General features: G+C 56.8%; 18 protein-coding genes. 8 read left to right on the forward strand and 10 right to left on the reverse strand.

All coding sequences use genetic code 11. The features are described from left to right. Nucleotides 1-58: 58 nt before the first annotated feature. The gene (gene fumA, locus AC4PCC_RS04170) at nt 59-1,705 is read right to left on the reverse strand and encodes a class I fumarate hydratase FumA (protein ID WP_492126505.1); all 1,647 of its coding nucleotides are present in this window, start codon (nt 1,703-1,705) and stop codon (nt 59-61) included. Between the two features lie 173 nt (nt 1,706-1,878). Continuing rightward, entirely contained in the window at nt 1,879-3,390 is a 1,512-nt protein-coding gene (locus AC4PCC_RS04175) for a DASS family sodium-coupled anion symporter (protein WP_067707772.1), read from the reverse strand. 599 nt (nt 3,391-3,989) lie between these two features. On the opposite strand from AC4PCC_RS04175, the gene AC4PCC_RS04180 reads away from it, so the two are divergent. Together AC4PCC_RS04180 and AC4PCC_RS04185 are read left to right on the forward strand one after the other, a co-directional pair. Next, the gene (locus tag AC4PCC_RS04180; RefSeq protein WP_492126506.1) at nt 3,990-6,767 is read left to right on the forward strand and encodes a flavocytochrome c; all 2,778 of its coding nucleotides are present in this window, start codon (nt 3,990-3,992) and stop codon (nt 6,765-6,767) included. Nucleotides 6,768-6,871: 104 nt separating this feature from the next. Further along, nucleotides 6,872-7,837, forward strand: coding sequence for an FAD:protein FMN transferase (locus AC4PCC_RS04185; protein ID WP_492126507.1), 966 nt, complete (start codon nt 6,872-6,874; stop codon nt 7,835-7,837). An 18-nt stretch (nt 7,838-7,855) separates the two neighbouring features. On the opposite strand, the gene dcuR is transcribed toward AC4PCC_RS04185, so the two are convergent. The 3 genes from dcuR to narL are packed head-to-tail and all read right to left on the reverse strand — an operon-like array spanning nt 7,856 to nt 10,778. Next, entirely contained in the window at nt 7,856-8,575 is a 720-nt protein-coding gene (gene dcuR / locus AC4PCC_RS04190) for a two-component system response regulator DcuR (RefSeq protein ID WP_067707782.1), read from the reverse strand. Continuing rightward, nucleotides 8,569-10,176, reverse strand: a complete 1,608-nt coding sequence (locus tag AC4PCC_RS04195; RefSeq protein WP_492126508.1) for a sensor histidine kinase — start codon at nt 10,174-10,176, stop codon at nt 8,569-8,571. The genes dcuR and AC4PCC_RS04195 overlap by 7 nt, the downstream gene beginning before the upstream one ends. 2 nt (nt 10,177-10,178) lie before the next feature. Then, nucleotides 10,179-10,778 (reverse strand): two-component system response regulator NarL, encoded by a 600-nt coding sequence (gene narL, locus AC4PCC_RS04200; protein ID WP_067707909.1) that lies wholly within the window; start codon nt 10,776-10,778, stop codon nt 10,179-10,181. A 372-nt stretch (nt 10,779-11,150) separates the two neighbouring features. Between narL and AC4PCC_RS04205 the strand changes: the two genes are divergently transcribed. From AC4PCC_RS04205 to mltB, 6 genes are all read left to right on the forward strand, one after another. Continuing rightward, on the forward strand, nt 11,151-12,536 hold the full coding sequence (locus tag AC4PCC_RS04205) for a NarK family nitrate/nitrite MFS transporter (RefSeq protein ID WP_492126509.1): 1,386 nt from the start codon (nt 11,151-11,153) through the stop codon (nt 12,534-12,536). An 88-nt stretch (nt 12,537-12,624) separates the two neighbouring features. Beyond that, nucleotides 12,625-16,383 carry a nitrate reductase subunit alpha gene (locus AC4PCC_RS04210; RefSeq protein ID WP_492126510.1) on the forward strand — a complete coding sequence of 1,253 codons (3,759 nt, stop codon included), beginning with the start codon at nt 12,625-12,627 and terminating at the stop codon, nt 16,381-16,383. Beyond that, complete coding sequence (gene narH, locus AC4PCC_RS04215; RefSeq protein ID WP_492126511.1) at nt 16,380-17,999, forward strand: nitrate reductase subunit beta; 1,620 nt, start codon at nt 16,380-16,382, stop codon at nt 17,997-17,999. Before AC4PCC_RS04210 ends, narH begins: the two co-directional genes overlap by 4 nt. After that, nucleotides 17,996-18,733 carry a nitrate reductase molybdenum cofactor assembly chaperone gene (gene narJ, locus AC4PCC_RS04220; RefSeq protein WP_492126512.1) on the forward strand — a complete coding sequence of 246 codons (738 nt, stop codon included), beginning with the start codon at nt 17,996-17,998 and terminating at the stop codon, nt 18,731-18,733. The genes narH and narJ overlap by 4 nt, the downstream gene beginning before the upstream one ends. After that, the gene (gene narI, locus AC4PCC_RS04225; RefSeq protein ID WP_067707797.1) at nt 18,721-19,398 is read left to right on the forward strand and encodes a respiratory nitrate reductase subunit gamma; all 678 of its coding nucleotides are present in this window, start codon (nt 18,721-18,723) and stop codon (nt 19,396-19,398) included. The genes narJ and narI overlap by 13 nt, the downstream gene beginning before the upstream one ends. Before the next feature lie 281 nt (nt 19,399-19,679). After that, entirely contained in the window at nt 19,680-20,747 is a 1,068-nt protein-coding gene (mltB, locus tag AC4PCC_RS04230; protein ID WP_492126513.1) for a lytic murein transglycosylase B, read from the forward strand. Between the two features lie 3 nt (nt 20,748-20,750). Here mltB and AC4PCC_RS04235 read toward each other — a convergent pair whose 3' ends face one another. The 5 genes from AC4PCC_RS04235 to AC4PCC_RS04255 are packed head-to-tail and all read right to left on the reverse strand — an operon-like array spanning nt 20,751 to nt 25,056. After that, nucleotides 20,751-21,527 carry an ABC transporter ATP-binding protein gene (locus tag AC4PCC_RS04235; protein ID WP_492126514.1) on the reverse strand — a complete coding sequence of 259 codons (777 nt, stop codon included), beginning with the start codon at nt 21,525-21,527 and terminating at the stop codon, nt 20,751-20,753. Next, nucleotides 21,524-22,210 (reverse strand): ABC transporter permease, encoded by a 687-nt coding sequence (locus tag AC4PCC_RS04240; RefSeq protein ID WP_492126515.1) that lies wholly within the window; start codon nt 22,208-22,210, stop codon nt 21,524-21,526. The genes AC4PCC_RS04235 and AC4PCC_RS04240 overlap by 4 nt, the downstream gene beginning before the upstream one ends. An 8-nt stretch (nt 22,211-22,218) precedes the next feature. Then, entirely contained in the window at nt 22,219-22,938 is a 720-nt protein-coding gene (locus AC4PCC_RS04245) for an ABC transporter permease (protein WP_067707809.1), read from the reverse strand. Between the two features lie 50 nt (nt 22,939-22,988). Next, on the reverse strand, nt 22,989-23,840 hold the full coding sequence (locus tag AC4PCC_RS04250) for a transporter substrate-binding domain-containing protein (protein WP_492126516.1): 852 nt from the start codon (nt 23,838-23,840) through the stop codon (nt 22,989-22,991). 25 nt (nt 23,841-23,865) lie between these two features. Continuing rightward, entirely contained in the window at nt 23,866-25,056 is a 1,191-nt protein-coding gene (locus AC4PCC_RS04255) for a M20 metallopeptidase family protein (protein WP_345828721.1), read from the reverse strand. Nucleotides 25,057-25,170 lie beyond the last annotated feature (114 nt).

Below are 25,170 nucleotides of genomic sequence, written 5' to 3' on the forward strand. Positions count from 1 at the left end.
CAGTGCTGGCAGCCAGCTCACTTCACGCGCTGAGCACAGAGCAGTGATGGCGTCCGGATTACTTCACGCACTGGGCACACTGCTTGTGCTGGATTTGCGCGAAGAAGTCATTGCCCTTATCGTCCACCAGAATAAAGGCCGGGAAGTTCTCAACTTCAATCTTCCAGATAGCCTCCATTCCCAGTTCGGGATACTCCACGCACTCCAGGCTTTTGATACTCTGCTGCGCCAGTACGGCGGCCGGTCCGCCGATGCTGCCCAGGTAAAAGCCGCCGTGCTTGTGGCAGGCATCCGTTACCTGCTGGCTGCGGTTGCCCTTCGCCAGCATAATCTTACTGCCGCCGTTGGCCTGTAGCAGGTCAACGTAGGAATCCATACGCCCCGCCGTGGTTGGGCCGAGCGAGCCAGATGCATAACCTTCAGGTGTTTTTGCCGGGCCCGCGTAGTAGATCGGATGATCCTTAACGTACTGCGGCAGCCCCTCACCGTTATCAATGCGCTCTTTCAGCTTCGCATGCGCGATGTCACGCGCCACAATGATGGTGCCGCTCAGCGAAAGGCGGGTAGAGACGGGATACTGCGACAGCTGGTCGAGGATCGCGGCCATCGGGCGGTTGAGATCAACCTGTACGACATCGCCCTCACCCTGCTGACGCAGCGCGGCAGGAATGTAGCGGCCCGGATTATCTTCCAGCTTTTCAATCCAGATGCCGTCGCGGTTGATTTTGGCCTTGATATTGCGGTCGGCGGAGCAGGAAACGCCCATGCCAACCGGGCAGGAGGCACCGTGGCGCGGCAGGCGAATGACGCGGATGTCATGGGCAAAATATTTGCCGCCAAACTGCGCGCCCAGTCCCAGCTTTTGTGCTTCCAGCAGCAGTTCCTGTTCAAGCTGCACGTCGCGGAACGCCTGGCCGTGCTCATTGCCTTCCAGCGGCAGGCCATCGTAGTAGTGAGTGGAGGCCAGCTTCACCGTTTTCAGCGTACTCTCCGCCGAGGTGCCGCCAATGACAAAGGCAATATGGTATGGCGGGCAGGCTGCGGTGCCCAGCGAGCGCATCTTCTCGGTCAGGTAGCTTTTCAGCTTTCCGGGACTAAGCAGCGCTTTGGTTTCCTGATAGAGATAGGTTTTATTCGCCGAGCCACCGCCTTTCGCGATGCACAGGAACTTGTATTCATCGCCATCGACGCTGTAGAGATCGATCTGAGCCGGCAGGTTAGTACCGGTATTGACCTCGTTATACATATCCAGCGCGGCGTTTTGCGAATAGCGCAGGTTGTCTTCGATATAGGTGTTATACACGCCGCGCGAAAGGGCGGCTTCATCCCCGCCGCCGGTCCAGACGCGCTGGCCTTTTTTACCCATAATGATCGCGGTGCCGGTATCCTGACAGGTGGGCAGGATACCCCTGGCGGCAATTTCCGAGTTTCTCAGAAACTGTAGCGCGACGTATTTATCATTTTCGCTGGCCTCAGGGTCATCGAGTATCGCCGCCACCTGGCGCTGGTGCGCGGGACGGAGCATAAAGGAGGCATCGTGGAAAGTCTGCTGGGCCAGCAGCGTTAGCGCCTGCGGATCAACTTTCAATACTTCCTGTCCCTCGAAAGAGGTGACGGAAACATGGTCGCGGGTTAGCAGATAGTAGTCGGTATCCTCGTGGGCAAGAGGGAAGGGGTTCTGATAGGTGAACGTTTTATTCGACATTGTTTTTCTCACTTAATGACGTGTTGCCCCTGGCGCAATCTGCTGGCAGGGACAGCATCACTGGCGACATTTTATTTTTATCCTGGCCCGTCAGCCGTAAGGGCTGACGGGCAGGTCTGGGGGATGGTTCGACAGCGCGAGGCAGAGTACATGCTTTAGCGCAGGCTACCGGATCAGAACATCATCACCATCCACGGATAGGCAATCAGCATCAGGGCACAGAGGAAAATGGCACCGAAGATGGTTCCTAACCGCCAGTAGTCTTTGGTTGGCAGATAACCACTGCCGTAGTAAATCGGGCTTGGGCCGGTGCCGTACGGTGTGATTATCCCCATCAGACCCAGAGACGTACACATCATCAGGCAGAATACCGGCATATTAATGCCCGGTATGGAGGCGGCAATGGTCAGCATGGCTGGCAGCAGCGCGGTGGTATGCGCGGTGGTACTGGCAAACAGGTAGTGCAGCAGGAAGAAAGCAATCAGCAGCACCACCGCAGAGACCTGTGGATCGTAGCCGTGCAGCAGGGTGGCGCCCTCTTTGCCCAGCCAGGCAATAAAGCCGACGCGGGCCAGACCATCCGCCAGCGCAACCAGGGTGGCAAACCAGGCGAAGGTATTCCATGCCGCCTTATTGCTGGTGATATCGTTCCAGTTCAGTACGCCGGTCCACAGCATCAGCACAATCACCAGCAGGGCGGCCATAGCGGGCTCAATCCAGGCGGTGGCGAAAATCCACATCAGCAGGGCACAGACCACGAACCCCAGCAGCAGAATTTCATTACGGGTCAGCCTGCCCAGTTTTTCCAGCTCACGGCTGGCCCAGCGTGGGACTTCATCATTGAACTTCACTTCTGGCGGATAGAGCCAGTAGGCCAGCAGCGGCATGGTGAGGATCAGCAGCAGACCCAGCGGCAGGAAGGCCAGGAACCACATCCCCCAGGAGATATCGAAGCCGATAACGCTTTTCACCAGCGCCAGCGCCAGCAGGTTGGGGGCCAGCGCCGACAGGAACATTGAGCTGGTAATACAGGCCGCGGTGATGGCGACCCACATCAGATAGGAGCCAATTTTACGCGCGCTGGGATCGTTAGGTTTGGAATCATACAGTGGCGGCAGGTTGGCAATAATGGGGTAGATAGTCCCGCCGCTGCGCGCGGTGTTAGACGGGGTAAAGGGAGCCAGCAGCAGGTCGGCAAAGGTAATGGCGTAGCCCAGCGTCAGGCTGCGACGCCCGAGGTATTTCACCAGAATCAGCGCCAGACGACGGCCAAACTGCGTTTTGTCATACCCGGCGGCAAACATAAAGGCCCCGAAGATGAGCCACACCGTGGAGTTGCCAAACCCGCTGACCGCCCATTTAAACGACTCACTCGCCATTTTAAATTTGGGACTGGCCATTTCCGCCGGGCTGAACAACACCCACTGACTGAAGAGGGCGATGACCACCACGCCGGTGAGGCCAATCACGGCACCCGGCAGGGGTTCAAAGATCAGGCCGACAATCACGCCTACGAAGATGGCAAAGAAGTGCCACGCGTAGGGTTCGAGGCCATCCGGGACCGGAACAAGTAGCAGCAGCACGGCCACCAGCACCGGCAGGAACAGCATGATCAGACGTTTTTTTTGCCCTGGAGAGGCAGGAACGGCTTTCGCCGATTCACTCATTGCGGATGTTTGTTTCATAGTAGTTTTCTGCAAGTTATTAAGAATGCGTTTTACGCCCCGGCCCAGATATTTGCTTTTTTTAGTTTAAAAACCTTTTTTTTAACGGTTGAGCCGTGACATCTAAATGGTGTTTTTCCCTTTTTTTTCACTTTTATCCGTCTTAATTAAGTGAATATGAATATAATGCGATTATTCGGAATATAAATTTTGATCTGGATCAATAAATATTTCAGCATCGCTTTATTTTTCAATAAACCCTAAGGTTAAAGGGGGTTTAAACCCGTCGTAATTACCTGTTTGTGCACGGTTGTGACAACGGTAATCTCTTTTTATTTCATGTAAATACATCATAATTACCTGATTGATATGAACTTTATTTTTATTGTAAACGAAGTGTTGATTTTTATCAACGGATAATTAACAATTGGATTGACGGCTATTATCATTATTAATAAATAAAAAGCCTGAGTTTATTTAAAAGTTTTATAACTAAAATTAGATCTTTTTAAAGTAAAGAAATCGGTATATTAAAAGCATGACATCGGACCACTTAATTAAAACTAATGTAATGCGTCCGCGACAGAATTAAAGACTTTTAAATTTTGGAGTTGAACACCATGAATACACTCACCCCAATCCTGAATCCCCTGACTCTGCCAAACGGTGCCGTACTTAAAAACCGTCTACTGATGGCGCCAATGACCACCTGCACCGGTTTTTATGATGGTACGGTCACCAGTGAGCTGGTGGAGTACTACCGCGATCGTGCCGGCAGCATCGGTACCGTCATTGTTGAATGCTGCTTTATTGACCCGAAAGGTCCTGCTTTCCCGGGCGCGATTGCCATCGACAGCGACAACAAAATCTCCGGCCTGAAGAAAATTGCGGATGCGATCAAGTCCAAAGGCTCTAAGGCGATTTTGCAGATTTATCACGGCGGCAGGATGGTTGAGCCGGAACTGATTGGCGGGAGAACGCCGGTCGCCCCCAGCGCCATTGCCGCTCCGCGCGAAGGCGCAACCACCCCGCAGGCGCTGAGCGGAGAAGAAGTTGAGGTGATGATCACCAAATTCGGTGATGCGGTAAACCGCGCCATTAAAGCCGGCTTCGACGGCGTGGAGATCCACGGCGCCAATACCTATCTGATTCAGCAGTTTTACTCACCAAACTCTAACCAGCGCGACGATAAATGGGGCGGAAGCCGGGATAACCGCGCGCGTTTCCCGCTTGAAGTCCTTGAGATTACGCACAAAATGGCGGAGCGGTTTGCTGACAGCGCTTTTATTATCGGTTATCGCTTCTCTCCCGAAGAGCTTGAGGTGCCCGGCATTCGCTTTGATGACACGATGTACCTGCTGGAAAAACTCGCTGCTCGCGGGCTGGACTACGTGCATTTCTCCGTCGGGCAGCTGCTGCGCTCCTCCATCGTGGACAGAGAGGATCCGACGCCGCTGATTGAAAAGTATCGCGCCATGCGCTCAGAGACGCTGGCAAAAATTCCGGTGATTGGCGTCGGTGGCGTGGTCAATAAGGCCGACGCCGAGCGCGGCCTGGAGATGGGTTTTGACCTGGTGGCGATTGGTAAGGCCTGCATTGCTTACCCCGACTGGGCTGACCGCATTATTAACAACGACCATCTTGAGCTGTTCATCGACAGCACCCGGCGTGAAGCGCTGAACATCCCTGAACCGCTGTGGCGCTTCTCGCTGGTGGACGCGATGATCCGCGATATGAGCACCGCCGGGCGCAAATATAAAGCCGGTGTCTATCAGGAGAAAGTGGAAGCCGAAGCCCTGAAGCTGAAAATTGACGTCATGCTGGATACCGACCGCATTACCGATATTATGCTGGTGCCGGACGACACGCTGGACGTTGATTTCACTACCACCTTTGAGAGCCTGCGTTCACGGATCCTGGTCGCCAACAGTCCCCATGTGGATGCCATTACCGGTGCGACCACGCAGAGTGAAGCGCTGAAAAAAGCCGTTTCCCGCGCGCTGGCCACCTCAAGTAAAGAACAGGTCATCGAAGAGGGCGGCAATCCTCAGGCACCGCAGAATTACGATGTGGTGGTGATCGGTAGCGGCGGCGCGGGCCTGGCGGCGGCTATTCAGGCCTGCGATGAAGGCGCCCGCGTAGCGATCATCGAAAAAATGCCGACGATTGGCGGTAACACGATTAAAGCCTCGGTCGGGATGAATGCGGCAGAAACCCGCTTCCAGAAGTTAAAAGGTATCGAAGACAGTAAAGAGCTGTTCTTTGAAGAGACGCTAAAAGGCGGCAAATGCAAAAACAACCCGGTGCTGCTGCGCGAACTGGTCGAGCTGGCACCTGAGGCGATTGAGTGGCTGGCCGCGAAGGATATCGTATTAAACGATATCACCATCACCGGCGGGATGAGCATTGACCGTACCCACCGCCCTGCGGATCGCTCTGCGGTAGGGGGCTTTTTGATCAGTGGCCTGGTGAAAAACATCAATAAGCGCAATATTGAGGTGCTGCTGGAAACGTCCGTCTCCGAAATCCTTGTTGAAAAAGGCGTCGTAACCGGCGTTAAGGTGGTGGACGAATACAATGACAGCCGCATCCTCAATGCGAAAAGCGTGATTGTGGCCACCGGCGGCTTCAGTGCCAATCGCGAGATGGTGGTGAAGTATCGCCCCGAGCTGGACGGCTTTGTAACCACTAACCATAAAGGTGCGACCGGCAGCGGTATCGCCATGTTGCAGCAGATCGGTGCCGATACCGTCGATATGGGCGAAATTCAGATCCACCCAACCGTCGAGCAAACCACCTCATATCTGGTGTCAGAAGCGATTCGCGGCGGCGGTGCTATTCTGGTCAGCCAGGCCGGTAAGCGCTTCTTTAATGAGATGGAAACCCGCGATAAAGTCTCAGCGGAAATCATTGCCCTGCCGGAAAAAAGTGCCTGGGTTATCTTTGACGAGCAGGTGCGGATGAACAATAAAGCCGCCGATGAGTATATCGCCAAAGGATTTGTGGTTAGCGCTCCATCACCTCATGCGCTGGCGGTTAAGCTGAATATGGATCACCATGCCCTGCTGGCCACGCTGGAGCGCTACAACCTGTTCGCTGAGCAGCAGAATGACGAAGATTTTGGTCGTAAAACCGCGCTGCGCCATCCGCTCAATCAGGGACCTTTCTACGCTATCCGCATTGCCCCCGGCGTGCATCACACCATGGGCGGCGTGACCATCAATCGCGATACGGCGGTACTGAATACGCAGAAAGAGGTGATTGAAGGGGCCTGGGCAGCCGGTGAAGTCGTTGGCGGCATCCACGGTGCAAACCGGATCGGTGGCAACGCGATAGCCGATATTATTATCTTTGGCATACTGGCAGGGCGTAATGCAGCAGCACTGGCGCGCCGCTAAACAGCGGAGTGCTACAGATGAAGCCAGGTAAATAAGCAGACGTGGTAAGCAGCGTGGAACGGTATTACGCGCAGTGACGTCGTCCAACAGCGAGGAGAGAAATCATGTCAGCAGAGGATCGGGTTTACGGTTATTCCGCCGTGTTGATGGGTTCACCGATCCTGCTTAAGCTGTTTGAACATAACGAAGGCCGGGCTGCGCGCGTCTTTCGCCTGATTAAACAGCTGGAAACGCTGCTGACGGTAAATCGGGCGCATTCCGGGGTGATGACGATTAACCATGCGGCGGGCGACCACCCTGTGGTGGTTAGCCAGCCTGTATTTGATCTCATTGCCCGGGCAAAAGAAGTCAGCATGGTGCCCGGCAGCTGTTTTAATCTCGCTATTGGGCCGCTGGTGAAGCGCTGGAGAATTGGCTTTAACGGCGACAGCGTGCCGCCTGCGGAGGAGATCCACGCTCTGCGGGCGCTGACTCAGCCGCAGCAGGTGATCCTGGACCCGCAGTTACGTTCGGTCTTTCTGGAAAAACGCGGAATGGAGATAGACCTGGGCGCCATAGCCAAAGGGTATATCGCTGACCGGGTAAGGGATTTGCTGCGGCAGGAAGGGGTGGAAAACGCGTTAATCAATCTGGGTGGCAACGTTCAGACGCTGGGCGGTACTCCGCACAGTTCGCCCGGCAGCTGGGGAATTGGCCTGAAAAAACCCTTCGGCGCGCCGGATGAGCTGATTGGCGTGATTAACGTCACCGGTAAATCCGTGGTTACCTCGGGCGTTTATGAGCGTTACTTTGAAATTCAGGGGCAGCGCTACCACCATATCCTCGATCCTCATACCGGCTACCCGCTGGATAACGAACTGCTCAGCGTCACCGTTATTGCTGATGACTCGATCGATGGCGATACTTTTACCACGCTGCTGTACGGCATGGGCGTAGAGAAAAGCCTTGCTTACCTTGCCGACATACCGGGTATTGAAGCCCTGTTTGTGACCCGCGATCGGCGGGTTGTCTTGTCGTCACGGCGGCAGTTCTCCTTTACCCTGCTGGACGACAGCTATCGCCTGGCCTGACGTCAGAAGCGGGTGATATTACTGGCAGAACTGCCTGAGCAGGGCCTGATGCTCGACCTGTAGTCGGTAGCGGTACACCGGCCTGCCCGTGGCACCGTAGTGAAGGTTGGTTGACAGAATATGCCGCTGAGCCAGCCAGATAAGGTATTTCCGGCAGGATACGCGGGAGATATTGACCGCAGCGGCCAGCTCATCGGTGGAAAACTCGGTGCCGGGGTGCGCATCAATCCACTGACACAGGGTCCGTAGGGTTTGCGGCGTTAACCCTTTGGGAAGACGGTTCGTTTCGCCATTCTCCGCAGGATTACCGTGCAGCAGCACATCGACGTCGGCCTGTTCGAAATATTGATGATTGTCCTTGAGCGATTTTTTATGCCGCCATCCGGTCAGCGACTCTTCAAAACGTGAAAACTGGAACGGCTTAATCAGGTAATCGACGACGCCATAGTGCAGCGACTGCTGGATGGTGTCGGCATCGGCGGCGGAAGAGATCACAATGACGTCAATGCTGCGCTTTGCGTGGCGCAGCTCCGGCAGCAGATCCAGACCGTTGTCCTGCTGCATATAAATATCCAGCAGGATCAGGTCCACCGGCAGGGTGCTGTCCAGCAGTATCTCCTTCGCCTGTTTCAGCGTGGAGGCAATGCCGCAGCAGGTGAAACCGGGGATCTGGCCGATGTAGCAGCGGTTTAGCTCTGCGACCATCGCATCATCATCAACGACTAACACATTTAGCATGCGCGTATGTTTCCTCCATCCCAGGGCAGTTGGACTAAAAATTGGGTGTAAACACCGGGTTCGGATTCTACGATAATTTCGCCTCCAATGCTCAGCGTCTGCTGTCGGGTAAGAAATAACCCCATGCCGCGACGCTCTCCTTTGGCTGAAAAACCTTTCTCGAAAATCGCGTCCAGGTGCGCGGCCGGAATGCCCGGCCCGTCATCGCTGACCTCACAGGCCAGCCAGCCATTTTGATAGTGCAGCAGCACGTTCACCTCGCCTTCGGGCTGTCCGCTCATCGCCTCAAAGGCATTTTCTATCAGGTTGCCCAACACGGTAATCAGCGTGGAAACCTGTTTTTCATTGCTGCTTTCGGGCAGAAAGCTGTCTTCATTGAGTGTGAGCTGGTGGCCGGTGTCCGATGCATGGTTAATTTTGCTTAACAGGAAACCGGCGACCACCGGCGATTTGATCCGCAGCAGCAGTGAACCAATCTCCGTCTGGTAGTTATTGGCCGTTTTCAGAATGTAATCCTCAAGCTGCGTATAGCTCTTCATATGCAGCAGGCCCAGAATAACATGCAGCTTGTTCATAAACTCATGAGAGTGCGCCCGCAGGTTGTCGACGTAGTTCACCATGCCGCTCATCCGCTGCATCAGCTGGGTGACTTCAGTTTTATCACGGAAGGTACAAATCGCCCCCAGTACCGCACCATTGCTGCGTACCGGCACCGTATTACTGAGCAGGATACGACCATTAACGTGGATCTCTTCATCCTGCCGGGCAATATTGTTGCGTAACACGTCGCGCAGATTAGCAATAATATTGCCCGCATCCGCGGCGGTTGAGCCCATACAGAGCTGGCGCGCCTCCTCGTTTATCAGCGTCACCTGGGCCTGGTCATCGACCGCGATAACCCCTTCCCGAATGGATTGCAGCATCGCCTGCCGCTGCTCAAACAGCGCGGATATCTCGTAAGGCTCCAGCCCAAACAGCAGACGTTTTAACACCGTGACCAGACAAACCGCGCCCGTTGCACCGACCAGCGTGCCGAACAGTACCGTCCAGAGAATATCCCAGCGGCTATGGTTAATCTGCTGCGTCACGCTGCTGAGGGAGATACCAATCGCTACCACGCCGATTTGCTGGCGCTGTGCATTATACACCGGTGTAAAGACCCGTAGCGCCTCATCCAGAATGCCCTTGTTTACGGCGATATTCTCATGCCCCTGGAGCGCCGCGTTGAGATCGTCACCGATAAAGTGCTGATTGATGGCCTGAGGATTAGGGTGGGAATATCGTCGCCCCTGCATATTGGTCACGACCACAAATAGCAGGCCGTTGTTTTTTTGCACGGCCATCGCGATGGGCTGAATAATGTTGCTGTCGGGGGGCAGGGTAAGCCCCCGCTGGATATCAGGTGACGCCGCCAGCGTCCGGGCAACGGCCAGCGCCTTATCTTTTACCCCTTCGCGGGTAACATTGCTGATCTGCACCACGTAAAGCCAGTGTACGCTCAGTAATACCACCAGAATCACCGTGCCGAGCATCAGCGAGACGGTCGTGCTGAGTTTCATCGGGCGCTTGCGCAGCGGCCAGGGTTTTCGTGAATCATTCATGCTTATTGATGCCCACTTTGCAAAGCCCAGACGGCGGCTTCCACGCGCGATTTCAAGCGCATTTTTTTCAGCAGATGTTTAACGTGAACTTTCACCGTGCTTTCCGTAATACAGAGCCGTCGGGCGATCGCCTTGTTGGTCATTCCCTGGGCAATCAGCCGCAGGATATCGCGTTCGCGACGGGTAAGCTGGCTGATATCGCGCGCCTCCGGGCGGTTTTCCCGCAGGCTGGTCACCAGCACGTTGGTGAGCGCGTCACTTAATACCATCTGCCCGGCAGCGGCCTGATGCAGCGACTTTAGCAGCTCCTCTGGCTCCATATCCTTCAGCAGGTAGCCATCGGCACCGCCGCGGATAGCGTTGACCACGTCATCTTCGTGATCGGACACGGTAAACACCACAATCCGGCCGGTAAGTTCCAGCGTGCGCAGCTGCACCAGCGTACTCAGCCCGTTCATGCCGGGCATATTCAGATCGAGCAGGATCAGATCGGGGTCATGTAACCCGGCCAGTGCCACGCCCTGTTCCCCGTTACTGGCTTCAGCGACCACCAGCAGGCGATCGTCCAGCCCAATCAGCTGCTTTACGCCATTGCGTAGCATGGGATGATCGTCAATCAGTAGCAGAGTGGCGGCTTTTTCTTTCACAGCATATATCCCATAAGCGCGTGGCCGGTCGTTCCGGCCACTAAAATCGGTCGTCGACGCTATTTTACCCATCGCTATTGTTATCCCTATACCACCAAAGAGGTAAGCATTAATTTCCATCGCGGGGAGGTGTTGGGAGGCATTACAAAAATAAAGACATTATTTCCATAAATATTCTGTGGTTATGTCGACATCAACAATACCCCTTAAGAGGTTAGCAGACCCTGACGAGAAAAATTTACCTGCCGGGCCGTTGATTTACATCAACCTGATAAGAGGGGGGGATCAGCAGGATGTGGGTCAATTTTATCTGCCAGCGAGAAACTGATGTCACAAGAACACTCCCTCATTCCGCAGCCGCGTGGTGCGGTGCTGCAGCAGTGGCAGCCGGAGGATCCTGCCTTCTGGCAGCAGTACGGCAGGCATATCGCCCGCCGTAATCTGTGGATCTCCGTCTTCTGCCTGATGCTCTCATTCTGCGTCTGGATGCTGTTCAGCGCCGTGGCGGTCAACCTGAACAAGGTCGGATTTCACTTTTCTACTGAACAGCTTTTTTTACTGACCGCACTGCCCGCCGTCTCCGGCGCGCTGCTTCGCGTGCCGTACTCATTTGTTATCCCGCTGGTCGGCGGACGGCGATGGACCGCTTTCAGCACCGCGATTTTGTTGGTTCCCTGCCTGTGGCTGGGCTTTGCCGTACAGGATCCCCGTACCTCGTTTGCGACTTTTGTGGTGATTGCGCTGCTGTGCGGTTTCGCCGGGGCGAACTTTGCTTCCAGCATGGGGAATATTAGCTTTTTCTTCCCTAAGGAAAAACAGGGGAGCGCGCTGGGTATAAACGGTGGTCTGGGCAACCTTGGCGTCAGCGTGATGCAGTTTTTTGCGCCGCTGGCGATATCCGTCGCGATCTTTGGCCTGATGAGCGATGGCGTACAGGTTGACGGTGAATCGCTTTGGCTGGAAAACGCCGCGTGGATTTGGGTGCCGTTGCTGGCCGTCGCCACGCTGGCCGCCTGGTTTGGCATGAACGATCTTGCCGCGGCAAAATCCTCGCTGCGCGAGCAGTTAACGGTGCTGCGGCGGCCGCATCTGTGGATTATGGCGGTGCTTTATCTCGCCACCTTCGGCTCTTTTATCGGCTTTTCCGCGGGCTTTGCGATGCTGTCGAAAACGCAGTTTCCCGAGGTGGTGATCCTGCGCTACGCCTTCTTCGGCCCCTTCCTCGGCGCGCTGGCGCGTTCAGTGGGCGGCATGCTCTCCGACCGCTTTGGCGGCGTGCGCGTCACGCTACTTAACTTTATCGTTATGGCCCTGTTTACCGCACTGCTGTTCCTGACGCTGCCGGGGGAAGGACAAGGCTCCTTCATCGCTTTCTATGGCGTCTTTATGGTGTTGTTTATCAATGCCGGGCTGGGCAGCGGGTCCACGTTCCAGATGATTGCGGCGATCTTTCGTCGGCAGACGTACGAGAGGATCAAAAGCGACGGCGGCAGCGATGAAAAAGCCCAGCGGGAGGCGGTGACGGAGACCTCCGCAGCGCTCGGTTTTATTTCGGCGATTGGTGCGCTGGGCGGCTTTTTTATTCCCCAGACCTTTGGCCTCTCGCTAAGCATGACCGGCACGCCCGCCGGAGCCATGCAGCTTTTTCTGGCGTTTTATCTGATCTGCGTGGCGATCACCTGGTGGGTGTATGGCCGTAAAAAAGCAGACTGACTGAGCCACCTTACCGCGCGTATGCGCTGTTTACGCAATGTCGTTTTGTGAAGCCTGTGATAACACCAGGCCTTCAGGAGAATACCGGATGAGCAAATTTCTGGACAGATTCCGCTACTTTAGACGGGCGGAACCGTTTTCTGGTAACCATGGCCAGACACTCGATGCCAATCGCGACTGGGAAGCGGGTTACCGCAGCCGCTGGCAGCATGACAAGGTGGTTCGCTCCACTCACGGGGTCAACTGCACCGGATCGTGCAGCTGGAAAATTTTCGTCAAAAATGGTCTGGTGACCTGGGAAACGCAGCAGACTGACTACCCGCGCACCCGGCCAGACTTACCTAATCATGAGCCGCGAGGCTGCCCGCGCGGCGCCAGCTACTCCTGGTATCTTTACAGCGCCAATCGCCTGAAGTATCCGCTGATGCGCAAAGCGCTGATTGCGCTATGGCGTGAAGCAAAAGCCCGGCACAGCGATCCGGTACTGGCCTGGGGCAGCATTGTCAGCGACCCGGAGAAAGCCCGAAGCTATAAAGCCGCGCGCGGGCGCGGCGGATTTGTGCGTTCAGGCTGGCAGGAGGTGAATGAGCTGATAGCGGCGTCAAACGTCTATACGGCAAAAACTTTCGGGCCGGATCGCATTATGGGCTTTTCACCCATCCCGGCGATGTCGATGGTTTCCTATGCGGCCGGTTCGCGCTACCTCTCGCTGATTGGCGGCGTCTGCTTAAGCTTCTACGACTGGTACTGCGATCTGCCGCCCGCGTCGCCGATGACCTGGGGCGAACAGACCGATGTACCGGAGTCGGCCGACTGGTACAACGCATCCTATATCATTGCCTGGGGCTCTAATGTGCCGCAAACCCGTACGCCCGATGCGCACTTCTTCACGGAGGTGCGTTACAAAGGCACGAAAACGGTCGCGGTGACGCCGGACTATGCCGAAGTCGCCAAGCTGTGCGATCAGTGGCTCAATCCGAAGCAGGGGACGGACAGCGCGATGGCGCTGGCGATGGGCCATGTCATGCTGAAAGAGTTCCACCTTGACCGTGAGGTGAGCTATTTCCGCGACTACGTACGCCGCTATACCGATATGCCGATGCTGGTTCTGCTGGAGCCGCGCGAGGGCGGGCACTATGCGGCGGGGCGCCAGCTGCGCGCCAGCGACCTGGTGGATGGTCTGGGCCAGCAGAATAATCCCGAGTGGAAAACCATTGCTATCAATCAGCAGGATGGTGAGCTGGTGGTGCCTCAGGGTTCGATTGGTTTCCGCTGGGGTGAAAAGGGTAAATGGAACCTGGAGCCGCGAGAAGGGACCTGCCAGCAGGAGGTGGAACTCCAGCTCAGCCTGCTGGGCAGCCATGATGAGGTGGTGGAGGTCGGTTTCCCCTATTTCGGCGGCATCGTCAGCGAAAACTTCAACAGCGTGGCGCTGGAAACCATCCAGCTGCACAGGCTGCCGGTCAGGCGTATACGGCTGGCGGACGGCAGTGACGCGCGGGTGGCCAGCGTTTACGATTTGACCCTGGCGAACTACGGTCTGGATCGCGGTCTGGACGATGATAACTGCGCCCGCGACTACGATGACCTTAAGGCCTACACCCCGGCCTGGGCCGAGCAGGTGACCGGCGTGTCGCGGCAGAATATTATTCGCATCGCCCGCGAATTTGCCGACAATGCCGAAAAAACCCGTGGCCGCTCAATGATCATCGTCGGTGCCGGAATGAACCACTGGTATCACATGGACATGAATTACCGTGGGCTGATCAATATGCTGATTTTCTGCGGCTGCGTGGGCCAGAGCGGCGGCGGCTGGGCGCACTATGTCGGCCAGGAAAAGCTGCGGCCGCAAACCGGCTGGACGCCGCTGGCCTTTGCGCTGGACTGGCAGCGCCCACCGCGCCATATGAACAGCACCTCGTTCTTTTATAACCACGCCAGCCAGTGGCGCTATGAGACGCTTTCTCCCGACGAACTCCTGTCGCCGCTGGCGGATAAATCCCGCTACAGCGGCAGCCTGATTGACTTCAACGTCCGTTCAGAGCGCATGGGCTGGCTGCCATCCGCACCGCAGCTTAACGTTAACCCGCTGCATATTGCCGCCAGGGCAAAAGCGGCAGGACAGACGGTGGTCGACTACACCGTTGAGAGCCTGAAGCAGGGCAGCCTGCGCTTCGCCGCCGAGCAGCCGGATAATCCGCAAAACTTCCCGCGCAACCTGTTTGTCTGGCGTTCCAACCTGCTTGGCTCATCCGGCAAGGGGCATGAATACATGCTGAAATACCTGCTGGGCACCGAACATGGCATTCAGGGTAAGGATCTGGGTAAGCAGGGTGGCGTGAAGCCGGAAGAGGTTGAGTGGCAGGATACCGGCGGTGAAGGCAAGCTGGATCTGGTGGTGACGCTGGATTTCCGCATGTCCAGCACCTGCCTCTACTCCGATATCGTATTGCCCACCGCCACCTGGTATGAAAAAGACGATATGAACACCTCGGATATGCATCCGTTTATTCATCCACTTTCGGCGGCCGTTGACCCGGCGTGGGAATCGAAAAGCGACTGGGAGATCTATAAAGGTATCGCTAAGGCGTTCTCGGAAATCTGCGTTGGTCACCTGGGGCAGGAGACCGATATTGTTACGCTGCCGGTCCAGCACGATTCAGCGGCGGAGCTGGCGCAGCCGCTGGGCGTTAAAGAGTGGAAAAAGGGCGAATGTGATCTGATCCCCGGAAAGACCGCCCCGCATATTATTGCGGTCGAGCGCGATTATCCGGCGACGTACGCACGCTTTACCGCGCTCGGCCCGCTGCTGGACAAGCTGGGTAACGGTGGAAAGGGCATCAGCTGGAATACGCAGACGGAGGTCGACTTCCTTAAACAGCTTAACTACGTCAAAGCCGATGGCCCGGCGGCGGGCAGGCCGAATATCGACACTGCGATTGATGCCGCTGAAGTGATCCTCTCTCTGGCGCCGGAAACCAACGGCCAGGTGGCGGTGAAAGCCTGGCAGGCGCTCAGCAACATCACCGGGCGCGATCATACGCATCTGGCGCTCAATAAAGAGGATGAGAAGATCCGCTTCCGCGATCTTCAGGCTCAGCCGCGCAAGATTATCTCCAGTCCGACCTGGTCAGGGCTTGAGGATGAGCACGTCTCCTACAGCGCCTGTTATACCAACGTGCACGAGCTGATCCCCTGGCGCACCCTGAGCGGTCGCCAGCAGCTGTATCAGGATCACGAGTGGATGCGCGCCTTCGGCGAAAGCCTGCTGGTCTATCGCCCACCCATTGATACCCGAGCGGCCGCGCCGCTGCTGAATAAGAAGCCAAATGGCAATCCTGAGCGGGCGCTTAACTTCCTGACGCCGCATCAGAAGTGGGGGATCCACTCTACCTACAGCGATAACCTGCTGATGCTGACCCTGTCGCGCGGCGGGCCGATTGTCTGGATCAGCGAAGAGGATGCGCAGGCGCTGGGCATTGTCGACAACGACTGGATCGAAGCCTTTAACGCGAACGGCGCGCTGACCGCCCGGGCCGTGGTCAGCCAGCGTATACCGGCCGGAATGACCATGATGTACCACGCGCAGGAACGCATCGTAAATATTCCCGGATCCGAGATAACCCACCAGCGCGGCGGCATCCACAATTCGGTGACCCGCGCCTGTCCGAAACCGACCCATATGATCGGCGGCTACGCCCAGCAGTCCTACGGGTTCAACTATTACGGCACCGTGGGATCCAACCGCGATGAGTTTGTGGTGATCAGAAAAATGAACAACGTGAACTGGCTGGACGGTGAGGGCAACGATCAATGTCAGGGCAGCCAGCAGGAGAAAAAAGCATGAAAATCCGCTCACAGGTCGGCATGGTGTTAAATCTGGACAAATGTATCGGCTGTCACACCTGCTCGGTCACCTGCAAAAACGTCTGGACCAGCCGGGAAGGGATGGAATACGCCTGGTTCAACAACGTTGAGAGCAAGCCGGGTCTGGGTTATCCCCACGCCTGGGAAGATCAGCAGAAGTGGAAGGGGGGCTGGATCCGCAAGATTGGCGGCAGGCTCGAGCCGCGTATGGGCAGCCGTGTTGGGGTGCTGGCAAAAATCTTTGCTAACCCCGATCTGCCCGGACTGGATGATTATTACGAACCCTTTGACTACGACTACCAGACGCTGCATAACGCCCCGGCGGGCAAACACCAGCCGATTGCGCGCCCGCGTTCGCTGATCACCGGGCAGCGAATGAAAAAAATTGAAAACGGGCCGAACTGGGAGGAGATCCTCGGGGGTGAGTTTTCCAAACGCTCGGCCGATAAAAACTTCGACAACATGGAGAAAGCGATTTACGGCCAGTTTGAGCACACCTTTATGATGTATCTGCCGCGCCTGTGCGAGCACTGCCTCAATCCCGCCTGCGTGGCAACCTGCCCGAGCGGGGCGATTTACAAGCGCGCAGAGGATGGCATCGTGCTTATCGATCAGGACAAATGCCGCGGCTGGCGTATGTGCCTGACCGGCTGCCCTTATAAAAAGATCTATTTCAACTGGAAGAGCGGCAAGTCGGAAAAGTGTATTTTCTGCTATCCCCGTATTGAAGCGGGGCAGCCGACGGTCTGCTCCGAAACCTGCGTGGGGCGTATTCGCTATCTCGGCGTCCTGCTGTATGACGCCGATCGGATAGAGGAGGCGGCGTCGGTGGAGAACGACAAGGATCTCTATCAGCGCCAGCTGAATATCTTCCTCGATCCCAACGATCCCGAGGTGATCGCCGCCGCGTTAGAAGAGGGTATTCCGCAGAGCGTGATTGACGCCGCCCAGCGTTCGCCGGTGTATAAAATGGCGATGGAGTGGAAGCTGGCGCTGCCGCTGCATCCTGAATACCGCACGCTGCCGATGGTGTGGTACGTACCGCCGCTGTCGCCAATTCAGTCGGCAGCGGATGCCGGGGAGCTGGCGCACACGGGCGTGCTGCCGGACGTCGAAAGCCTGCGTATTCCCGTGCAGTATCTGGCTAATCTGCTCACCGCGGGCGATACCGCGCCAGTGCTGCTGGCGCTGAAGCGGCTGCTGGCAATGCGGCACTATAAACGTGCAGAAACGGTAGAGGGCACGCTGGATACCCGCGCGCTGGAGCAGGTGGGACTCACCCGGGCGCAGGCGGAGGAGATGTATCGCTACCTGGCGATTGCAAATTATGAAGATCGCTTTGTGGTGCCCTCAAGCCACCGGGAACTGGCGCGCGATGCGTTCGCAGAAAGTAAAGGCTGCGGCTTCAGCTTTGGCGACGGCTGCCACGGCAGCGAAGGGAAATTCAACCTGTTTAACACCCGCCGCATTGACGCCATTGACGTGACCCGCAGGAGCGTGCCGCAGGGGGACGCCGCCCGCGCCACTTCTGTTAACGCGGTAAGTGAGAACGCCACCCACGCCGCCAGACACACCCCCGGGGAGGGTAGCCTGTGATACTGCTACGCATCATCTCACGCCTGCTGGATTATCCCGACCAGTCGCTGTTTGACCATCAGCATAGCCTGGCTGAGGCGCTGGATACGGCTGGCGACCTGACGCTTCCCGATGCGGCCGGGCTGGTGGCGTTTATCCACGACCTCTGCGCGCGCCCGCTGCTGGATGTGCAGGCTGAATACTGCGCGCTGTTTGACCGCGGCCGCGCGACATCTTTGCTGCTGTTTGAGCACGTCCATGGGGAATCGCGTGACCGCGGGCAGGCGATGGTCGATCTGCTGGCGCAGTACCGTGAGGACGGGCTGGAGCCTGATGCTAAAGAGCTGCCGGACTTCCTGCCGCTTTACCTGGAGTATCTGAGTAATGGTGATGCGCTTCGGGCGCGAAGCGGGCTACAGGACATCGCACCGATTCTGGCGCTGCTGGCGGCGCGTCTGCAACAGCGCGAAAGCGGCTATGCGCGGCTGTTTGAGGCCCTGCTGATGCTATCCGAGAGCGATCTTGATGCCCGTTCGCTGCTGCCGGAGGTGATAAAAGAGGCCCGCGACGATACCCCCGCCGCGCTGGACGCCGTCTGGGAGGAGGAGCAGGTGAAATTCCTCGGGGAACAGGGCTGCGCATCGGCCCAGCAGGCCAGGCATCAGCAGCGCTTCGCTGGGGCGGTTGTACCAAAGTATCTGGAGGTGGCGCAGGCCACGGCGCGATCAACGGGAGGCCCATCGTGCAATTCTTAACGCATTTCTTCTTTGATATTTATCCCTGGCTGGCAGGAACGGTATTTCTGCTGGGCAGCTGGCTGCGCTACGACTACGGGCAGTACAGCTGGCGGGCAGGCTCCAGCCAGATGCTGGATAAAAAGGGCATGCGGCTGGCCTCAAACCTGTTCCATATTGGGATTATCGGCATCCTGCTGGGGCATTTTGTTGGCCTGCTTACGCCGCACTGGGTATACCAGGCATTTTTGCCGGTAGATGCTAAGCAAAAGCTGGCGATGGTGGCTGGCGGCGTCTGCGGTTTGCTGACGCTGGCAGGCGGCGCGCTGCTGCTTAAACGCCGACTGTTTAATCCCCGCATACGGGCCACCAGCAGCGTTGGCGATATTTTGATCCTGACGCTGCTGGTGGTGCAGGCGGCTCTGGGGCTGCTGACCATTCCCTTCTCCGCCCAGCATATGGACGGTAGCGAAATGATGAAGCTGGCGGCATGGGCGCAGGCGGTGGTGAGCTTTCACGGCGGCGCGTCGCAGCATTTACAGGGCGTGGCACCGATTTTCCGGCTGCATATGGTGCTGGGAATGACGCTGTTCCTGCTGTTTCCCTTCTGCCGTCTGGTGCACATCTGGAGCGCGCCGGTGGAATATCTCACCCGTCGCTACCAGCTGGTACGTAATCGTCGCTAAACGTCATGGCCACGTCGTGTAATGCCGGAGGCTGGCGTCGTTAAGACCAGGCATCCGCATTATCTTCACACCCAGGCTGCCCCAGGGCAGCCTGCTTTTCTACTGCCTGGGAAATGAGGATTATCACGTAGCAACAGCGCTCGCCCTGGAAACAGGGTTAACGTGCAGCAGCATTGGCTAAATAACCTCACTATTATTTTCGCGTCCCATTTCATCATTAGGACCAATGAACTAACCTGTTCACAACTCTTTTTCGCATCGACTCTGGACAGGGATATTTCATGCGTTATCTGCTTTCACTGCTGCCTGCACTGGTTTTACTCTCCGCCTGTAGCAGCCATAAACAGCCACAGGCCGTCGAGCCGCAGGGCAATCCCTTCGGCGGGGGATTCCGGCTGGACGCCAGCCACGACTATCATCCTCTGAGGGGCGATTTTGCCAATAACCCCGCCGCCGAACGCTTTGTGGATAAAATGGTGCGTGAGCATGGCTTTCAGCGTCAGCAGCTGCATGACGTGCTGGCGCAGGCAAAGAACCTCGATTGGGTGGTACGGCTGATGGATCGTCAGGCCCCGATCTCTCAGGGACCGACCGGTCCGAATGGCGCATGGATCCGCTATCGCGCCAAATTTATAACACCGTCAAATGTGCAAAACGGCGTGGCCTTCTGGAATCAGTATCAGGATGCGCTACAGCGTGCGTATAAGGTGTATGGCGTGCCGCCGGAGATCATCGTTGGCATTATCGGCGTGGAAACGCGCTGGGGCCGCGTAATGGGTAAAACCCGGATTATTGATGCGCTCTCCACGCTGGCCTTTAACTATCCCCGCCGTGCAGACTTTTTCAGCGCCGAGCTGGAAACCTTTCTGCTGATGGCGAGGGAAGAGAATGACGATCCGCTGGATCTGCGCGGCTCCTACGCGGGTGCAATGGGCTACGGTCAGTTTATGCCCTCATCCTTCAAAAGCTACGCGGTGGATTTTAATGGCGATGGGCATATTAACCTGTGGGATCCGGTCGATGCGATTGGCAGCGTGGCACACTATTTCAGCGAGCACGGCTGGCAGAAAAACGGCACGGTAGCCGTACCGGCAACCGGTCCCTCCACCACCTGGGAAACCGGCTTTAAAACCCGCTACTCGGTGGCATCGCTTGCCGCTGGCGGCTTCCAGCCGCAGATCAAACTGGACGGCAATCAGCAGGTCAGCCTGCTGCGGTTTGATATGGGTAACAGCTATCAGTACTGGTATGGGCTGCCAAACTTTTATGCCATTACCCGTTATAACCACAGCAACCACTACGCCATGGCGGTGTGGCAGCTGGGGCTGGCGGTGCGCGATGCCCGCTAACGATTAATAATTGCGCTGAAAATGGCTACTGACAAAGGCGCGACAGCGATCCGACAGCGGATCGCTGAAAACCTGTTCCGGCGGTCCTTCCTCTTCGATGACGCCCTGATGAAGAAAGATCGCCTTATTTGACACCTCCCTGGCAAAGCCCATCTCGTGGGTGACGATAACCATGGTGCGTCCCTCATCGGCCAGGCTACGAATCACCTTCAGCACGTCTCCCACCCGTTCAGGGTCCAGCGCCGAGGTGGGCTCATCAAACAGGATGGCCTTAGGGTGCTGGGCCAGCGCACGGGCAATGGCGATACGCTGCTGCTGACCGCCGGAAAGATGGGCGGGCCAGGCATCTTTTTTGGCATACAGGCCAACTTTTTCCAGCAGCGCTTCCGCCTCTTCAATACACTCCCGGCGATTGCGCTTTTGCACATGTACCGGCGCTTCGATAATGTTCTGCAACACGGTACGGTGCGGCCAGAGATTGAAACTCTGGAAGACAAAGCCCAGCTGCTGGCGAATCCTCTTCACCGCTGCCTGCTGGGCGCGCGTCAGCGTACCCCCCGTTCCCGTCAGGGTGATTTTTTCGTCCGCCAGCTGGATCTCCCCGCCCTGGGGAACCTCAAGAAAGGGAATGCAGCGCAACAGGGTGCTTTTGCCCGATCCGCTGGCACCGATCAGTGAAATGACATCGCCATCATTGGCGGTCAGGCTGACATCATGCAGCACCTCATGCTGCCCAAAACTCTTCTTTATATTACGCAGCGTCAGGGTGGGGCGCGTCATGCTCGTGCTCCGAACTTATCGGGTGAAAGAAATTTCTCAAAAAGCGTCATCGCTTTGGTGACGATTAACGATATTGCCAGGTAAATCACCGCCGCGCTGATAAAAACCTCCAGTGCGCGGTAGGTCGAAGAGACTTCCGCATTGGCGATGCCGGTCACGTCCATCAGGCTGATGGTACTGACCAGCGAGGTTGATTTCGCCATAGAGATGACCTCGTTGCTGTAGGCGGGCAGGGCCTGACGCACGGCGATCGGCAAAGTGATGCGTCTGAGGATAGTAAAGGAGGACATGCCGCAAACGCGAGCAGCCTCAATTGCGCCCGACGGGACGGCACGAATGCCGCCGCGCAGGATCTCAGCGGTGTAGGCCGCATCGTTGAGGATCAGCGCCAGCAGGCCACACCACCAGGGATCGCGCAGAAAAGGCCAGAGGACGCTGTGGCGGATCGCGCTGATATTGCCCAGGCCGTAATAGATCATAAAAATCTGGATCAGCAGCGGCGTGCCGCGAAACAGGAAGATGTAGCTTTTGGCTACGTAGCTGCCTGTACGGCTGGTTCGCAGCAGATTAAGAAGCAGTGCCAGCACGCCGCCGCCCAAAAGCGACAGCACCGCCAGGTTGAGCGTGAGCGGCAGGCCGGCTAACAGCTTTACAAAGGTCTCTTGTAGAAAAGTAAAATCCATAGCGCGCCTTAAAGCGGGTGAGAGTTCTGACCGCGCTGTGACCATTTTTCCGCCTGGCGAATGACCGCCTCAGAAACGGTGGTGATCAGCAGATAGATAACGGCACCAACGGCTAAGAAGAAGAAGGGCATCTGGGTTGAACCTGAGGCAACCTGCACCTGATTCATGGTTTCTACCAGGCCGGTGACCGAAACCAGTGCTGATTCCTTGATAGCCGACTGCCACTGGTTCCCTAACCCCGGAATGGCGCTGCTTAACGCCTGCGGGACAATAATCCTGCGGAACATTAATCCTTTACCCATACCGACCACCGTCGCCGCTTCCAGCGTCCCTTTCGGAATGGTGTAATACGCGCCGCGGAAAACCTCTGCCTGCCCGGCCCCGGAAATCAGCCCAATAGCCAGCGCGCCGGCGATAAAGCCGCTGATATCGAAAGGGCCCTGCATGCCCAGCGCCTGGCCGAAAAATGCCAGCGCCTGACGGCCGCCAAAGTAGAAGATATAGATAACGATCAAATCGGGTATACCGCGTAGCACCACGGTATAGCCCCCGGCCAGACGCTGGAGCCAGCGGTTGCCGGCAATTTTGGCCCAGGCGACCAGGCTGCCAATCACCGAGCCGAGCAGAAAGGCGCAGAGCGAAACGGACACCGTCACGCCTGCGGCTTTCAGCAGCACAGGTCCCCAACCTTCAGGGCCAAAACCCAGAAGCTGCCAGTCAATACCCATCAGAAACTCCGGTCAGGATTGTGGTGCCAGGTCGATACCAATTCATCCGATCAGGCTTTTGGCGCCAGGTCGATACCAAACCACTTGATAATCAGCGCCTTCATCGTGCCGTCTTTTACCATTGAATCAATGGCTGCGTTCATCTTCGCCTGGAGCGCGGTATCCTCTTTGCGCAGGCCAATCGCGGATCCTTCACCCAATATGCCGTTCTGGAAGGTATAGCCGGTTAATAGCCCGTTACCACCGCTGCGTTTCACATAGGCGGTAAGGTTTGGCACCGCGGCCATCACCATATCTACGCGACCCGCATCCAGATCGAAGAAGGTATCCTTGCCGTTAGGATAGGTACGGATGGTGGCGATATCGCCAAAGTATTTCTTCAGAAAGTCGGCCTGGATAGTGGCAACCTGAACGCCGACGGTCTTGCCTTTCAGCACGTTGGCGAGGCTGTCGATAGCGGGCTGCGTAGCGGCGGCATCACTGAGGGACACTTTAACGCCGCTGCCCGGCAGGCTGGTGACGCTGCCATCTTTGGTGGTGACAAACCCGGAACCACCGTTGATGTAGGGATGGGTAAAGTTGATGGTTTCCTGACGCTTCGGGGTGATGGAGATGGCATCAAAAATCGCGTCGTACTTCTTGTCCAGCAGGCCGGCAATCATGCCACTCCAGTTCTGCGGCACAATTTTGTAGTCGAAGCCCGCGCGCTTAGCGATCTCTTTGATCATATCCGGCTCAAAGCCGACGATCTCACCGCTGGGGGTGGTCTGGTTATAGGGCGGGAAGCCGCCTTCGGTGGCGAAGGTTATTGAGGAAGGATCTTTCGCCTGTAACGGCGGCAGGATCAGCAGGCCAAGTGCGGCGATAGCACCGCTCAGGAAACGTTTACGTGTCGGATTCATTGACTACCCCGGTTAAAAATAATAATTAAGAAAGAATATCAAGCGCCAGGCGGGTCAGAGCGATTGCCCCTAAGCTAATGCAGCTTTCGTCCGGCTGGTAATCGGAATTGTGCAGATGGTCATGGCGACCGGGTTGCGCCGATCCAAAATGGATCTGGCAGGCAGGGATAAGCTCAGAGAAATAAGAGAAATCCTCGGCACCAAAGCTGCTGCCCTGCTGCACCTCAGGTTTTCTGCTGAACTGACGGGTAAGACTCTCTATCGCCCGATCGACCAGGCGATCGTCGTTAATCAACGGCGGGACGCCGCGCTGATAATCAATCTCCACCTGCACGTTGAAGGAGATCGCGGCACCTTCGCAGATACGACGGAACGACGCTTCAATGCGATCGCGCGAGGCGGCAGAGCGCGCCCGTACGGTTCCTCTGAACAGGCAGGCATCCGGGATAATATTATGGATGGCGCCGCCCTCAATATGACCAACGGTCAGCACGGCGGAGTGGGCGGGATCCATCTCGCGGGAAATTATGGTCTGTAGCTGGGTGATCAGCCATGCCGTCGCCACAATCGGATCAACGGTGGCGTGCGGTCGTGCCGCATGGCCCGATACCCCGATAACGCGCACGTCAAATTCGTCGCAGGAGGCGGTACTGGCTCCGCGCGTGAGCAGGATATTTCCCGCCGCCAGTTCGGGTCGGTTATGAAAGGTAATGGCCAGATCCTGACCTTCCGCCGCGCCATCGGCAATCATCGCCGCTGCACCGCTTTCGGTCGTCTCTTCGGCAGGCTGGAAGATCAGCCGCAGGGAACCTTTCAGCTCAGGTTGCAGCGCTTTTACCGCTGCGGCGACGCCCAGCAGGGTGGTGGTATGCAAATCGTGGCCGCAGGCATGCATTTTTCCAGGCCAGACGCTGGCGAAGGGCAGGCCGGTTTTCTCTTCTATCGGCAGCGCGTCCATATCGGCGCGCAACAGCAGGTTGGGACCGGCTTTTTCACCCCTGATATCGAGCACCACGCCCGTTTTACCGATACCGCGCACGGGCTTATAGCCCAGCCTTTCCAGCTCCTTAATGACCACCCCGGCGGTGCGATGGGTATCAAAACCCAGCTCAGGATGAGCGTGGATGTCCCGGCGGAGGGTCACCAGATGTGGCTCTAACTCTTTGACCACGGCGGCAATTTGCTGGTCAATATCCTCTGCTGCGGACGCGTTCATGACTACTCCTGTGTTTAATACCCATTGCCCGCCGCTTGCGGACAGAAATGATCAGAAAACAGCCGCTCTTTTACCGACGGCTAATTGTTACAAGTAGTCGATAATGTCCAAATG

Source organism: Erwinia sp. L03-1 (assembly GCF_058686115.1).

Coding starts and splice junctions, on each gene's coding strand:
- AC4PCC_RS04255 (WP_345828721.1), bottom strand. CDS start 25,056: ATGAACGCGTCCGCAGCAGAGGATATTGACCAGCAAATTGCCGCCGTG.
- narH (WP_492126511.1), top strand. CDS start 16,380: ATGAAAATCCGCTCACAGGTCGGCATGGTGTTAAATCTGGACAAATGT.
- AC4PCC_RS04175 (WP_067707772.1), bottom strand. CDS start 3,390: ATGAAACAAACATCCGCAATGAGTGAATCGGCGAAAGCCGTTCCTGCC.
- AC4PCC_RS04250 (WP_492126516.1), bottom strand. CDS start 23,840: ATGAATCCGACACGTAAACGTTTCCTGAGCGGTGCTATCGCCGCACTT.
- narL (WP_067707909.1), bottom strand. CDS start 10,778: ATGCTACGCAATGGCGTAAAGCAGCTGATTGGGCTGGACGATCGCCTG.
- AC4PCC_RS04235 (WP_492126514.1), bottom strand. CDS start 21,527: ATGACGCGCCCCACCCTGACGCTGCGTAATATAAAGAAGAGTTTTGGG.
- AC4PCC_RS04245 (WP_067707809.1), bottom strand. CDS start 22,938: ATGGGTATTGACTGGCAGCTTCTGGGTTTTGGCCCTGAAGGTTGGGGA.
- AC4PCC_RS04195 (WP_492126508.1), bottom strand. CDS start 10,176: ATGAATGATTCACGAAAACCCTGGCCGCTGCGCAAGCGCCCGATGAAA.
- AC4PCC_RS04180 (WP_492126506.1), top strand. CDS start 3,990: ATGAATACACTCACCCCAATCCTGAATCCCCTGACTCTGCCAAACGGT.
- dcuR (WP_067707782.1), bottom strand. CDS start 8,575: ATGCTAAATGTGTTAGTCGTTGATGATGATGCGATGGTCGCAGAGCTA.
- mltB (WP_492126513.1), top strand. CDS start 19,680: ATGCGTTATCTGCTTTCACTGCTGCCTGCACTGGTTTTACTCTCCGCC.
- AC4PCC_RS04210 (WP_492126510.1), top strand. CDS start 12,625: ATGAGCAAATTTCTGGACAGATTCCGCTACTTTAGACGGGCGGAACCG.
- AC4PCC_RS04205 (WP_492126509.1), top strand. CDS start 11,151: ATGTCACAAGAACACTCCCTCATTCCGCAGCCGCGTGGTGCGGTGCTG.
- fumA (WP_492126505.1), bottom strand. CDS start 1,705: ATGTCGAATAAAACGTTCACCTATCAGAACCCCTTCCCTCTTGCCCAC.
- AC4PCC_RS04185 (WP_492126507.1), top strand. CDS start 6,872: ATGTCAGCAGAGGATCGGGTTTACGGTTATTCCGCCGTGTTGATGGGT.
- AC4PCC_RS04240 (WP_492126515.1), bottom strand. CDS start 22,210: ATGGATTTTACTTTTCTACAAGAGACCTTTGTAAAGCTGTTAGCCGGC.